A 13,438-nucleotide genomic window follows, 5' to 3' on the forward strand; every position below is an offset into this window, starting at 1 on the left:
CCCCACGTCGTCAGTCCGCGGGCACAGTGCGACCCCGCGCCCATTCGCGCAGCGCTGAAACCTGTTCGGCCATCAACACCGAGAGCGGCCGCGTCTGCTTGAGTTCGGCCCGCAACAGGAAGTCGGACAGCGTCGCTTGCGTCGCGTGCGCGGAAAATAGGGCGGCGACGATGGCCTGTTCGATTTCCGCGCCGGAAAAGCCTTCGCTGGCCGCGGCGAGTCCGGTCAGATCGAACGCATTCGGCTCGAGCTTGCGCTTGCGCAGATGCAGCGCGAACAACTGCTGACGCGTCGTTTCGTCCGGCAAGTCGACGAAGAAGATTTCGTCGAAGCGGCCCTTGCGCAGCAACTCGGCGGGCAACGCATCGATCTGGTTGGCGGTGGCGACCAGGAACACGCGCGAGCGCCGCTCGGCCATCCAGGTCAGCAGGTAACCGAGCACGCGCCGCGAGACGCCGCCGTCGGCGTTGCCGCCATCGTGGGCGACGCCCTTCTCGACCTCGTCGATCCACAGCACGCACGGTTCGAGCTGCTCGGCCGAAGCCAGCGCGGTGCGCAGGTTCTTCTCGGTCTCACCGTGAAACTTGTCGTACAGCGTGCCGAAGTCCAGCCGCACCAGCGGCACACCGAAGCCCGAGGCCACCGCCTTGGCCAGCATCGACTTGCCGCAACCCTGCACGCCGAGAAGCAGGACGCCCTTGGGCGGATCGAGCCCGGGCGGCGCCTCGGCGCCGAGAAACACGTTGCGGCGCTGGTCGATCCAGCGCTTCAGCCGCCGTGCGCCCGCGACGTCGTCCAGACGCGCGGTGTCGAACTCGAAATGGAGGTGGCCGCTGCGATTGATCAGCTCGAACTTGAGCCGCGCCAGCTCCGGCAGATCGTTCACCCCGAGGGCGCCGTCGTTATAGATCAGCTGCCGCGCGATCCGCCGCACGTCGACCGGGTCCAGGCCGCGCAGATTGCGCACGATCTGCTGCACCGCTTCGCCGTCCGCTTCCACACGCCGGCCGCCGTTCTCGCGGGCGAAGGCCTCGGCCTCCTCACGCACGATCTTCAGGCGCGCCGCGGCATCGGGCAGGCGCGGCGTGTAGCGCACCGCGAGCTGGTCGAGTTCCGGCGGCAGTTTCACCTCGTGTCCGATCAGCACCAGCACGTGCGGCTGGCCGTCGCGGCGCTGGGCGATGTCGCGCAACTGCCGCTGGGTGCTGGCGTAGCCCAGGTAGGGGTGGAAGTCGAACAGCAGGTAGATGCCGCGCTGCTCGGCGGCGCGGATCGCGGCCAGGGTCGCCGAGGCATCCGGCGCGGTGTCGGTCGCCTCCTCGCGGTCGAAGTCGATCCGGCGCAGGCCCTCGGTGATCGACCAGCTGTATAGCGCGCGCCAGACCTGCATCAGCGCCTGGCGGAACAGCTCGACCACGCGCGCCTCGTCGCGGGTTTCGATCACGATCAATGGCGTGTTCGCCCGGATCAGGGCGACGAGATCCTGCAGTTCAGACATGCGGCTGGCCGGTTCCCGCCAGACGGCGGACCCCGCATTTTAGCGGGGGCAGCCACGCGTCACGGCCTGTGAAGGCAGCCATCACGCCGTGACCGCTACGTTTCGCCGATTCACCAAAGTTGTCGACTAGACCGGCCCGCCGCGGCGTCCGTGCACCACGGCGGCGGGCCTACGGGGGGTTACACGTGGCTACGGAACTCAAGCGACGCGTGCGTTCGCGGGAAGCGGACGCCAGTACCGATCCGCTGCTGGCGCTGCTGGCCGCGATGCAGGCGGTAAGGTCCGGCGATTTCTCGGTATCGCTGCCGGTGCACTGGGGCGGTGTCGAAGGCAAGTTGGCCGAAGCGTTCAACTCCATCGTCACCTCCAACCGCCGCCTCGCCGAGGACCTGCAGCGCGTGGGCGTCAAGGTCGGCCGCGAAGGCCAGACCCGCCAGCGCCTGGTCGCCGGTGCGCGCCAGGGCGCGTGGGCGGGCATGGAGCGGTCGGTCAACGATCTCATCGACGACTTGGTGCGCCCGGTCGAAACCATGACCGAAGCGATGGCCGGTGTGGCCAAGGGCGATCTCACCCGCACGGTGCCGCTGGAAGCCGACGGCCGCCCGTTGCAGGGCGAGTTCCTGCGTTCGGCAACGATCGTCAATCGCATGATCGAGCAGATGGGCGAGTTCTCGTCCGAGGTGACGCGCGTCGCGCTGGAAGTCGGTACCGCCGGCAAGCTTGGCGGCCAGGCCAAGGTGAAGGGCGTGTCCGGCGTGTGGAAGGACCTGACCGATTCGGTCAACCAGATGGCGTCCAACCTCACCGGCCAGGTGCGCAACATTTCCGAAGTGACCATCGCCGTGGCCAACGGCGATCTCTCGCGCAAGATCACCGTGGACGTGCGCGGCGAGATCCTGCAGCTGAAGGAGGCCATCAACACGATGGTGGACCAGCTGCGCGGCTTCGCCTCGGAAGTGACACGCGTGGCGCGCGAGGTGGGTACCGAAGGCAAGCTCGGCGGCCAGGCCATCGTGCCCGGCGTGGCCGGCACCTGGAAGGATCTGACCGACTCGGTCAACGCGATGGCGTCCAACCTGACCTCGCAGGTGCGCAACATCGCGGAAGTGACGACCGCGGTGGCGAAGGGCGATCTCTCGCGCAAGATCACCGTGGACGTGCGCGGCGAGATCCTGGAGGTGAAGAACACCGTCAACACGATGGTGGACCAGCTCAACGGCTTCGCCGCGGAAGTGACGCGCGTGGCGCGCGAAGTGGGCACCGAAGGCAAGCTCGGCGGCCAGGCGCAGGTGCCCGACGTCGCCGGCACCTGGAAGGACCTGACCGACCACGTCAATTCGATGGCGTCCAACCTGACCTCGCAGGTGCGCAACATCGCCGAGGTCACCACCGCGGTGGCGAAGGGCGACCTGTCGCGCAAGATCACCGTGGACGTGCGCGGCGAGATCCTGGAACTGAAGGACACCATCAATACGATGGTGGACCAGCTCAATGGCTTCGCCGCGGAAGTGACGCGCGTGGCACGCGAAGTCGGTTCCGAAGGCCGTCTGGGCGGTCAGGCCGTCGTGCCCGGCATCGCCGGCACCTGGAAGGACCTGACCGACTCGGTCAACGCGATGGCGTCCAACCTGACCTCGCAGGTGCGCAACATCGCCGAAGTGACCACCGCGGTGGCGCGCGGCGACTTGTCGCGCAAGATCACCGTGGACGTGCGCGGCGAGATCCTGCAGCTGAAGGACACCGTCAACACGATGGTGGACCAGCTCAACGGCTTCGCCGCGGAAGTGACGCGCGTGGCGCGCGAAGTGGGTACCGAAGGCAAGCTCGGCGGCCAGGCACAGGTGCCGGGCGTGGCGGGCACCTGGAAGGACCTCACCGACAACGTCAACTCGATGGCGTCCAACCTGACCGCACAGGTGCGCAACATCGCCGAAGTGACCACCGCGGTCGCGAAGGGCGACCTGTCGCGCAAGATTGCGGTGGACGTGAAAGGCGAGATCCTGCAGCTCAAGGAAACCATCAACACGATGGTGGACCAGCTCAACGGCTTCGCCGCGGAAGTGACCCGCGTGGCGCGCGAAGTGGGTACCGAAGGCAAGCTCGGCGGCCAGGCACAGGTGCCGGGCGTCGCGGGCACCTGGAAGGATCTCACCGACAACGTCAACTCGATGGCGTCCAACCTCACCACCCAGGTGCGCAACATCGCCGAGGTGGCGACTTCGGTGGCGAAGGGCGACCTCTCACGCAAGATCGCGGTCGATGCGCAGGGCGAAATCCTCGAACTGAAGAACACCCTCAACACGATGGTGGATCAGCTCAACGGCTTCGCCGCGGAAGTGACGCGCGTGGCGCGCGAAGTGGGCACCGAAGGCAAGCTCGGCGGCCAGGCGCAGGTGCCCGGCGTCGCCGGTACCTGGAAGGACCTGACCGACTCGGTCAATCAGATGGCATCCAACCTCACCACCCAGGTGCGCGGCATCGCCAAGGTGGTGACCGCGGTCGCCAACGGCGATCTGCACCAGAAGCTGACGGTGGAAGCCAAGGGCGAGGTGGCCGAACTCGCCGACACCATCAACTCGATGACCAACACGCTGGCGATCTTCGCCGACCAGGTGACGACCGTGGCGCGCGAAGTCGGCGTGGAAGGCCGCCTTGGCGGCCAGGCCAAGGTGCCCGGCACTGCCGGCATCTGGAAGGACCTCACCGCCAACGTGAATCAGCTCGCTGCCAACCTGACCAACCAGGTGCGCTCGATCGCGGAAGTGGCCACCGCGGTGACGCAGGGCGACTTGACGCGCTCGATCCAGGTGGACGTGCGCGGCGAAGTGGCCGACCTGAAGGACAACATCAACGCGATGATCGGCACCCTGCGCGCGACCACCGAGTCGAATCGCGAGCAGGACTGGCTGAAGACCAACCTCGCCAAGTTCAGCGGCATGATGCAGGGCCAGCGCGACCTGATCACGCTGGGCCACATGCTGTTGTCGGAACTGGCGCCCCTGGTCAACGCGCAGCAGGGCGTGATGTACGTGGTCGAAATCAATGAAGTGACGGGCCGCAACGTGCTTCGCCAGCTGGCCGGCTATGCCGACAGCGGCAGCGACGCCCAGCGCACGCTGGAATTCGGCCAGGGCCTGATCGGCCAGTGCGCGGCGCAGGGCGAGATCATCCTGCTCGACAACGTTCCGGCCGGCTCGGTGCAGATTTCGTCGGGCCTGTTTAGCGCCATACCGCGCAATGTGATCGTGCTGCCGGTGCTGTTCGAGGACCAGGTCAAGGCGGTGCTCGAGCTCGCCTCACTGGGCGAATTCTCGCCCAGCCAGCGCGACTTCCTGCAGCAGCTGACCGGCCTGATCGGCATCGTGCTCAACACCATCAACGCTTCGATGCGGACCGAGACGCTGCTGTCGCAATCGCAGCAGCTCGCCGCCGAACTGCAGTCGCAGCAGAAGGAGCTGCAACAGACCAACGAAGAGATCGCGCTCAAGGCCACCCTGCTGGCCGAACAGAACCGCGAAGTCGAAAGCAAGAACCTGCAGATCGAGCACGCCCGCCGCGCGCTGGAGGACAAGGCCGCCGAGCTCGCGCTCACCTCGCGCTACAAGTCCGAGTTTCTCGCCAACATGTCGCACGAGCTGCGCACGCCGCTCAACTCGATTCTGATCCTGGGCCAGCAGCTGGCCGAGAATCCGGATGCGAACCTCAGCGGGCGCCAGGTCGAGTTCGCCAAGACCATCCACGCCGCCGGCACCGACCTGCTGCATCTGATCAGCGACATCCTCGATCTGTCCAAGATCGAATCGGGCACGGTGACGGTGGAGAGCGAGGAGATCGCCTTCGAGCACCTGCGCGAGAACATGCTGCGCAGCTTCCACCACGAAGCCGAGCGCCGCACCCTCGACTTCTCCGTCGACGTCGCGCCCGGCCTGGGTCATGCGCTCACCACCGACCCCAAGCGCCTGCAGCAGATCCTCAAGAACCTGTTGTCGAACGCGCTCAAGTTCACCGAGCACGGCAGCGTACGCCTGCGCGTGAGCGCGGCGGCGACCGGCTGGACGCCGGGGCACACGATTCTCGACAACGCGCCCACCGTGGTCTCGTTCGAAGTGCGCGATACCGGTATCGGCATCTCGCCGGAGAAGCAGAAGATCGTGTTCGAAGCGTTCCAGCAGGCCGACGCCGGCACCTCGCGCAAGTACGGCGGCACCGGCCTGGGCCTGGCGATCAGCCGCGAAATCGCCGGCCTGCTGGGCGGCGAACTCAGGCTGCACAGCGAGGTCGGCGCGGGCAGCGTGTTCACTCTCTATTTGCCGCTGCGTTACGTCGGCCCGGACGCGCCGCACGCCGCACGCGCCGCCAGCATCCTGCCGGCGGCGGCACTGGCCAGCGAAGGCGCCGGCCTGCTGCCCGAGCCGGAACAGATCGAGGACGACCGCGACGTCGTCCAGGCCGGCGAGCCCACACTGCTGGTGGTCGAGGATGACGCGCGCTACGCCGCCGTACTGCGCGACCTGGCGCGATCGCAGGGCTTCCGCGTCATCGCCGCGAACCGCGGCAGCGATGCGCTCAAGCTGGTGCGCGAGTACAAGCCCACCGCCATCTCGCTCGACATCTTCCTTCCCGACATGCTCGGCTGGACCGTGCTGGCGCGGCTGAAGCAGGACTCGACCACGCGCCACATCCCGGTGCAGATCGTCACGATCGAAGAGGAGCGCCATCAGAGCATCGAGCGTGGTGCATTCGCGTACCTGGCCAAGCCGGCCACGACCGAATCGATCGGGCAGGCCTTGCAGCGCATCAAGGACTACACGCTGCCGCGGGTGAAGCGCCTCCTGGTCATCGAGGACGATGCCGGCGAACGGATGAGCATCGAAGAGCTGATCCGCCACGACGACGTCAGCATCGACACCGTGGGCACCGGCGAAGAAGCGCTCGCCGCGCTGCGCAGCGGGACGTATGACTGCGCCGTCCTCGACCTGCGCCTTCCGGACATGAGCGGCTTCGACCTGCTCGACCGGGTCAGGGAGATCGAGCATCTGCAGAATCTGCCGATCGTGGTGTTCACCGGCAAGGAGCTCACCTCCGAGGAGAACCAGCGCCTGAAGAAGGCCGCGCGCAGCGTCATCATCAAGGGCGTGGAATCGCCCGAGCGCCTGCTCGACGAAACCGCGCTGTTCCTGCACCGCGTGATCGCCGAGCTGCCGCCGATGAAGCAGCAGATGGTGCAGCGCCTGCACGAATCCGACGATGCGATCCGCTCCAAGCGCGTGCTAGTGGTCGATGACGACGTGCGCAACATCTTCGCGCTGTCCAGCGTGCTGGAGCGCCATGGCATGGACGTGGTCACCGCCGGCACCGGCCAGGAGGCGATCGAGAAGGTCGCCAACGATCCGGAGATCGACCTGGTGCTGATGGACATCATGATGCCGGGCATGGACGGCTACGACACGATGCGCGCGATCCGCGAGCAGCCGGAGTCGCGCTCGCTGCCGATCGTCGCGCTCACCGCGAAGGCGATGAAGGGCGACCGGGAGAAATGCCTGGAAGCGGGTGCGTCCGACTATCTCGCCAAACCGGTGGTCACCGATCAGTTGTTGGGGATGCTGCGGCAATGGTTGCACCGCTGACCAACGTCCCGGGCGCTGCTTCGGAGCCGCACGACGGCGCGCGCGAGCCGGTGAAGGTGCTGCTGGTCGACGATCAGCCCGGGCGCCTGCTCACCTATCGCGCCATCCTCGACCCGCTGGGCGAATACCTGGTCGACGCGCGCTCGGGCACCGAGGCGCTCAAGCGGCTAATGGAGGACGAATTCGCCGTCATCCTGCTCGACGTCAACATGCCGGGCATGGACGGTTTCGAGACCGCGACGCTGATCCACCAGCACCCGCGTTTCGAGAAGACCCCGATCATCTTCGTCACCGCGGTGAACGTCACCGACCTCGATCGCCTGCGCGGTTACACGCTGGGTGCGTTCGATTACGTGATGGTGCCGATCATCCCGGAGATCCTGCGCAGCAAGGTCGAGGTACTCGCCGAGCTGTACCGCAAGCGCCGCGAGCTGGAGCGGGTCAACGTCCAGCTCGCCGCCGCGAATGAAGCGCTGCGCGCGGAAAAGGCGCGCGAGCTGCAATTGCTCAACGACACGCTGCGCGGCGCCAATGCCGAGCTGGCCACGCGCAACGCCGCGCTGCAGATGGAGATCGCGCAGCGCACCCGCGCCGAGCAGCGGCTGCGGGACGCGGACACGCGCAAGGACGAATTCCTCGCCATGCTCGCCCACGAGCTGCGCAATCCGCTGGCGCCGCTGCAGAACGCGCTGACGATCCGGCGGCTCTCGCTGGCCGGCAGCGAGGACGAGTTGCAGGACGTGATGGAGCGCCAGCTCGCCCTGCTGGTGCGCATGCTCGACGACCTGCTCGACGTCGCCCGCATCACCCGCGGCAAGATGCTCTTGCGGCGCGAACCGACATCACTGCAGGCGATCCTGCGCACGGCCATCGACACGGCGCAGCCGCTGTTCTCGCGCTGGTCGCACGAATTGGTGCTGGACCTGCCGCCAGACGTCGTAACGCTGTACGCGGACCCGGCACGGTTGGCGCAGGTCTTCGCCAATCTGTTCAACAACGCGGCGAAGTACTCCACGCCGGGTACGCCCATCGAAGTGCGCGCGCAGCTGCACGGTGCCCCAGGCGGCATGCGCCAGGTCGCAGTGCACGTCACTGACCACGGCGTGGGCCTGTCGCGGGCCGATCAGGAAAGCGTGTTCGACCTCTTCCGCCAGATCGACACGCGGGTGGAGCGCTCGCACGGCGGGCTAGGTGTCGGCCTGACCTTGGTGCAGCAATTGGCGCGCCTGCACGACGGCCGCGTCACCGTGCACAGCGAGGGCCCGGGTCAGGGCTGCACGTTCACGGTGGTCCTGCCCTGCAGCGGCGAGATGCATGAAGCCGTGGCGGCACCTGCGCCGCAGGACATGATCGCCAAGATCACCGTTCCGCTGCGCGTGCTGGTGGTCGACGACAACCAGGATGCGGCCGATACGCTGGCGAAGATGGTGCGCATGCTCGGCCATCAGGCCGATGCGATCTATGACCCGTTGATGGTCGAAGCGGCTGTGCAGCGCCTGCAACCTGACTTGGTGTTTCTCGATCTGGGCATGCCGGGACGCAGCGGATTCGACGTCGCGCGCAGCTTGCGCACGCAGGCAAGCGGCCGTGCGATGAAGCTGGTGGCGGTGACCGGCTGGGGTCAGGCCGAGGATCGTAGACGCTCCCTTGATGCGGGATTTGATCAACATCTGGTCAAGCCACCCGACCTCGAAGCCGTGAAGCAGCTGTGTGCCAGCCAACCTGGGCGTTCCGATCGCCAGACGGAGGTGGAATGACGCACCCCGAATGGTTCCAGCGCGTCGCCCATGATCTGCGCGATCCGTTGTCGCCGTTGCAGACGGCGGTCTATTTGCTGCGCAGCGGCGAGATCAGCGATGAAGAACGCAATCGCATGCTCGAATTGATCGAACGCCAGGGCGTCCGCCTGGCGGGAATGATCGACGAGTTGTCCGATTGCCTGCGCGCCGAACGCGGCAGCCTGCTCGCCAGGCGCGTCCAGGTCGATCTCATGGTGTTGGCGTCGCTGGGCATCGCCCGCGCGGATGCCGCGCCGCTGAAGCTCGATGCCGACGCGGATGCGACGACCCTGCCGATGCTCGGCGACGATCGCCGCCTGCTGCAATTGCTGCGCATCCTGCGCGAACTGCGCCTGTCGCCGGAGGAAGTGCTGCCGGCGCCACTGTTCCTGAGCCGTCGCGATGGCCGCGCCTACCTGCACCGGCGCCTGGCCTGCCTGCCGGACTTCATCGACGAGCCCGCGCGCCTGCTGGAGGCGCCCTTGCCGGCGGCGCTGGGGCCGGGCCTGGGCCTGCAGCTGCCCCTGGCGGCGGCCATTGCCCGCGAGCACGACGGGCAGCTGCGCGCCGAAGCCGACGGCGAAGGCCGCGTGGCCCTGGTGGCCGAGCTGCCGCTGCTGGCCTGACCGTTGTACGCTGCGGGCTCTCGCGCCCAAACGGGCTCGTGCCAATAAGGGGGGTTGATGAAGACCGTTCTGGTGGCCTCTTCCAAGGGGGGCGCGGGCAAGACCACGATCGCCACCCACCTCGCCGCGCACGCCGCCCTCGACGGCCTGCGCACCACGCTCGTCGATGCCGATCCGCAAGCCTCGTCCACTCGCTGGGCGCAGAAGCGGGCCGGGCTGGATGCCGCGGTGCTGGCCGTCGACGGCACCCGCCGCAAGACCTGGCGCAAGCACGTACCCGACGATTCCCAGCGCGTGATCGTCGACGGCGCCGCGGGCGCCATGGCCGATGAGCTCGATCCGTTCCTGGAAACCGTCGACGCCGTGATCGTGCCGGTGGTGCCGTCCTCCTTCGACATCGAAGCCACCGTGCCCTTCCTCGACTCGCTGGCCAAGCACCCGCGGGTGCGCAAGGGCGCACTGCGCGTCGGCCTGGTCGGCAACAAGCTCAAGCCGTGGACGAACATCTCCCAGCAGGCATTGGATCTGCTCAAGCAGTGGCCGTATCCGCTGGTCGCGCAACTGCGCGACAGCCAGGGCTACGTGGTCACGACCGCCTTGGGCAAGAGCCTGTTCGACTACCACTCGGCCAACGTGCGCGAACACCAGGCGGATTGGCAGCCGTTGCTGAAGTGGCTTAAGAAGTGACTATTCCCTCTACCCGGTTTCCAAGCCCATGCGCGAACTGATCCTGCTCCGCCACGCCCACGCCGAACCGGCCTCGCCCGGCCAGGCCGACCTCGACCGGCCGTTGTCGGCCGAAGGCCACGCCGAAGCCGAAGCCGCGGGGCGGTGGCTGGCCGAGAACCGGCTGGTCCCCGATTGCGTGCTGTGCTCGCCGTCGCGGCGCGCCCGCGAGACGCTGGAGTCGGTGCTCGGTGCGATCGGCTACGTCGACCAGCGCATCGAACCGGGCATCTACGAAGCCACGCCCGGCGCGCTGATCGACCTGGCCGAGTCGCATGCGCAGTCCGAGCGTCTGCTGATGGTCGGCCACAATCCGGGCTTCGAGCAGCTCGCCGCGTTGCTGCACAGCGGCCAGTCCGGCGACTACCGCGGCATGCCGCCCGCAGGCATCGCCGTACTGACCCTGCCCATCGGTGCCCCGCTGGAGCCGGGTGCGGCGCAGCTCAGCGCCTTCTGGTGGCCGTGATCGCGACCTGACAGTGCTGCGAAGTTTGTTGCCCCCGCTGATCGCCTGCGCCCTGGCGGCAGCGCCTTTCGTCGGGTCGGCGCAGGCGCTGGATTCGCGCAGCCGCATCGATTTCGACCTGCAGACGCGTTGGGGTCAGACCATCACGGGCCATTTCCCGCGCTACGACGGCGAAGTTCTGCAGCGGCCGGACGGCCAGCATGAAGTGCGCATCCGCCTGGCGACCGGCGCCGTCGAAGTCGCCGGCTCGCGTCGCTACACGCGGTTCGCCCGTGGCGAGGACTTCCTCGACGCCGAACATCACCCGTGGGTGGAGTTCCGCTCCGATCCGTATCCGGTGCAATTGCTCATCGACGGCGGCCGGATGTACGGCACGCTGACCATGCACGGCGTCAGCCGCCGCGAGGCTTTCGTGGTCGCGCCCAGTGCTTGCGTGCACCCGGCCCACGATTGCGACGTGGTCGCGCAGGGCCATGTGGTGCGGACCGACTACGGCGTCGAAAGCTGGCGCTGGGCGCTGACCGACGACGTGAGTTTCCGGCTGCGCGTCCGCGTTCAGGAAGCGTCCCCGTAAAATCGCGCGCCATGAGTTTCCTCCCTCGTCTCTCCCTCGCCATCTGGGCGCTCGCGCTGGCCGCCTGCGCCAGCCTGTCGCCGGCGCAGCGCGACCACAGCGCGCGGATCATTGCCGCCGCGCGTCCCGTCACCGTCGACTGCGAGGCGCTGAACAAATGCGCGCAGCCTTCGCCGTTGCGCGACCTGGCCACGCAGGCTCTGGCGGAATCGACGCCCGCACAGCCGCGCCATTACGCGCTGATCCTCGATCGCGGCCCGGACGCGATGCTCGCGCGCATCAACCTGATCCGTGCCGCGACCACGCGCATCGACCTGCAGACCTACATCTTCGACGAGGACGACGCCGGCAAACTGGTGTTGGACGAACTCATCGCCGCCGCACGCCGCGGCGTGCGGGTACGCATGCTGCTCGACCAGCTGTCCGCCCTCAGGCGTGTTGAAACGCTGGCGGCGCTAGCCGGCGCGCACGCCAACTTCGAGGTGCGCATCTACAATCCGGTGCTGCACCGCGCCCGCATCAACTACCCGCAATACGCGCTCGCCGCCGCCTGCTGCTGGCGCAAGCTCAACCAGCGCATGCATTCGAAGATGCTGCTCATCGACGGTGCGGTCGGCATCACAGGCGGGCGCAATTACCAGGACGACTATTACGACTGGGACCATGAATTCAATTTCCGCGACCGTGACGTGCTGGTCGCCGGCCCGGTCGCGGCGACCATGGACGAAGCCTTCGTCACGTTCTGGAGCGACCGCCGCAGCGTGCCGATCGAGTACCTCACCGATGTCGGCAAGCTGCTGATAGCAGGTGGAGTGCCGGCGCTGCCGGCGACGACGTTCGAACACCCGCAACGCGCCGAGGCGATGCGCAAGGACGCGGCCGACAGCGAGCTGGTCGCACAGCGCCTGGCCGCGAACGCGATCGCGGTCGGCGACGTCCATTACGTATCCGATACGCCGAAGAAACAACGCAGTTCCGGCCGCGACAAGGAATGGACGTCGGACAAGCTGCGGCAACTGATCGAAACCGCGAATAAGGAAGTGATGCTCCAGACGCCGTACCTGGTGATGTCCAAGCCGGCGCAGGCGATGTTCCGCCGCATGCACGCGCGCGAACGCAGCCAGCGGCCGCGGGTGACGGTCTCGACCAACTCGCTGGCCTCGACCGACGCCTTCATCGCCTACGCGCTGTCGTACAAGTACAAGCGCCGCTACCTGCGCGAGTTCGGTTTCGACATCTACGAGTACAAGCCTTTCCCGCTGGACGCGCCGATCGATATCGCCGCGACGGGCGCGGAATTGCCTGACCTGTTCGGCAAGGATCACGGTCCCAGCGAAGTCTTGCCGCGACCCGGGCCGGGTTCGGGCTCCGGTGAGCCGGGCAGTCCCTTTTATGGGAAAGCGCGTCGCCATCAGGCCAGCAATCGAACCATCCCTGGTGTGTATGACAGGCGCAGCGCCCTGTATCGCCCCTATCACGCGCCGCTGTCGCGCGAGTACGCCGCCAAGCGCTACGCGCGCCGCCGCTCCAACGAGCCGGTGCCGCTCAAGCGCGCCGGCGTGCGCGTCGGCCTGCATGCGAAGTCCGTGGTTATCGACGAGCGCATCGGCGTCATCGGCACCCACAACTTCGATCCGCGCGGCGACAACTACAACACCGAGAGCGCATTGGTGATCGAAGACGCGGCGTTCGCCCACGCCTTGGCGGAAAGCATCCGCCGCGACACCCTTCCCGAGAACGCCTGGGTGATCGCAGCGCGCGACAAGCCGCCGGTGTTCTCCGGACTGGAGTACTCGATCGGCAAAATGTCGGAACAATTGCCGCTGTTCGATCTGTGGCCGACGCGTTATGCCACCAGCTACGAATTCGTGCCCGGCCCCACGTGCACGGAGCCGTTACCGCGCAGCCACCCGCGCTTCCGCGCGTGCTACCGGCCGGTGGGCGATTTCCCCGAAGTGAATCTGGGCTTGAAGTCGCTGACCACGCGCATGTTCACCGCGTTTGGCGCGGGGCTGGCGCCGATTCTGTAAGGATGTTCGCTGTGACTCCCTCGCCCCGCTTGCGGGGAGAGGGACAGCGTCGCAATGCGACGCAGGGTGAGGGGAAGCGACGCACCAACTAGTTAATAATCCAAGCATCCAAG

At 67.3% G+C, this 13,438-nt stretch carries 8 protein-coding genes; 7 read left to right on the forward strand and 1 reads right to left on the reverse strand.

The window, feature by feature from the left end:
• Positions 1-10: 10 nt before the first annotated feature.
• Positions 11-1,498: an AAA family ATPase gene (locus ACYVJ8_RS13035; protein ID WP_460713054.1), complete on the reverse strand. Its 1,488-nt coding sequence runs from the start codon at positions 1,496-1,498 to the stop codon at positions 11-13.
• Between the two features lie 185 nt (positions 1,499-1,683).
• On the opposite strand from ACYVJ8_RS13035, the gene ACYVJ8_RS13040 reads away from it, so the two are divergent.
• The 7 genes from ACYVJ8_RS13040 to ACYVJ8_RS13070 are packed head-to-tail and all read left to right on the forward strand — an operon-like array spanning position 1,684 to position 13,325.
• Complete coding sequence (locus ACYVJ8_RS13040; protein WP_460713056.1) at positions 1,684-7,125, forward strand: HAMP domain-containing protein; 5,442 nt, start codon at positions 1,684-1,686, stop codon at positions 7,123-7,125.
• A complete protein-coding gene (locus tag ACYVJ8_RS13045) occupies positions 7,110-8,882 on the forward strand; it encodes a response regulator (RefSeq protein ID WP_460713058.1) in 1,773 nt (590 codons plus the stop codon). The genes ACYVJ8_RS13040 and ACYVJ8_RS13045 overlap by 16 nt, the downstream gene beginning before the upstream one ends.
• Entirely contained in the window at positions 8,879-9,529 is a 651-nt protein-coding gene (locus tag ACYVJ8_RS13050) for a histidine kinase dimerization/phospho-acceptor domain-containing protein (protein WP_460713060.1), read from the forward strand. The genes ACYVJ8_RS13045 and ACYVJ8_RS13050 overlap by 4 nt, the downstream gene beginning before the upstream one ends.
• Before the next feature lie 57 nt (positions 9,530-9,586).
• Positions 9,587-10,216 carry a nucleotide-binding protein gene (locus ACYVJ8_RS13055; protein WP_460713062.1) on the forward strand — a complete coding sequence of 210 codons (630 nt, stop codon included), beginning with the start codon at positions 9,587-9,589 and terminating at the stop codon, positions 10,214-10,216.
• A 28-nt stretch (positions 10,217-10,244) separates the two neighbouring features.
• On the forward strand, positions 10,245-10,721 hold the full coding sequence (locus ACYVJ8_RS13060; RefSeq protein ID WP_460713064.1) for a SixA phosphatase family protein: 477 nt from the start codon (positions 10,245-10,247) through the stop codon (positions 10,719-10,721).
• A 28-nt stretch (positions 10,722-10,749) separates the two neighbouring features.
• Complete coding sequence (locus ACYVJ8_RS13065) at positions 10,750-11,295, forward strand: YceI family protein (RefSeq protein ID WP_460713066.1); 546 nt, start codon at positions 10,750-10,752, stop codon at positions 11,293-11,295.
• Between the two features lie 11 nt (positions 11,296-11,306).
• Positions 11,307-13,325, forward strand: a complete 2,019-nt coding sequence (locus ACYVJ8_RS13070) for a phospholipase D family protein (RefSeq protein ID WP_460713068.1) — start codon at positions 11,307-11,309, stop codon at positions 13,323-13,325.
• Positions 13,326-13,438: the final 113 nt, after the last annotated feature.

It is taken from the genome of Lysobacter terrae (assembly GCF_054782215.1).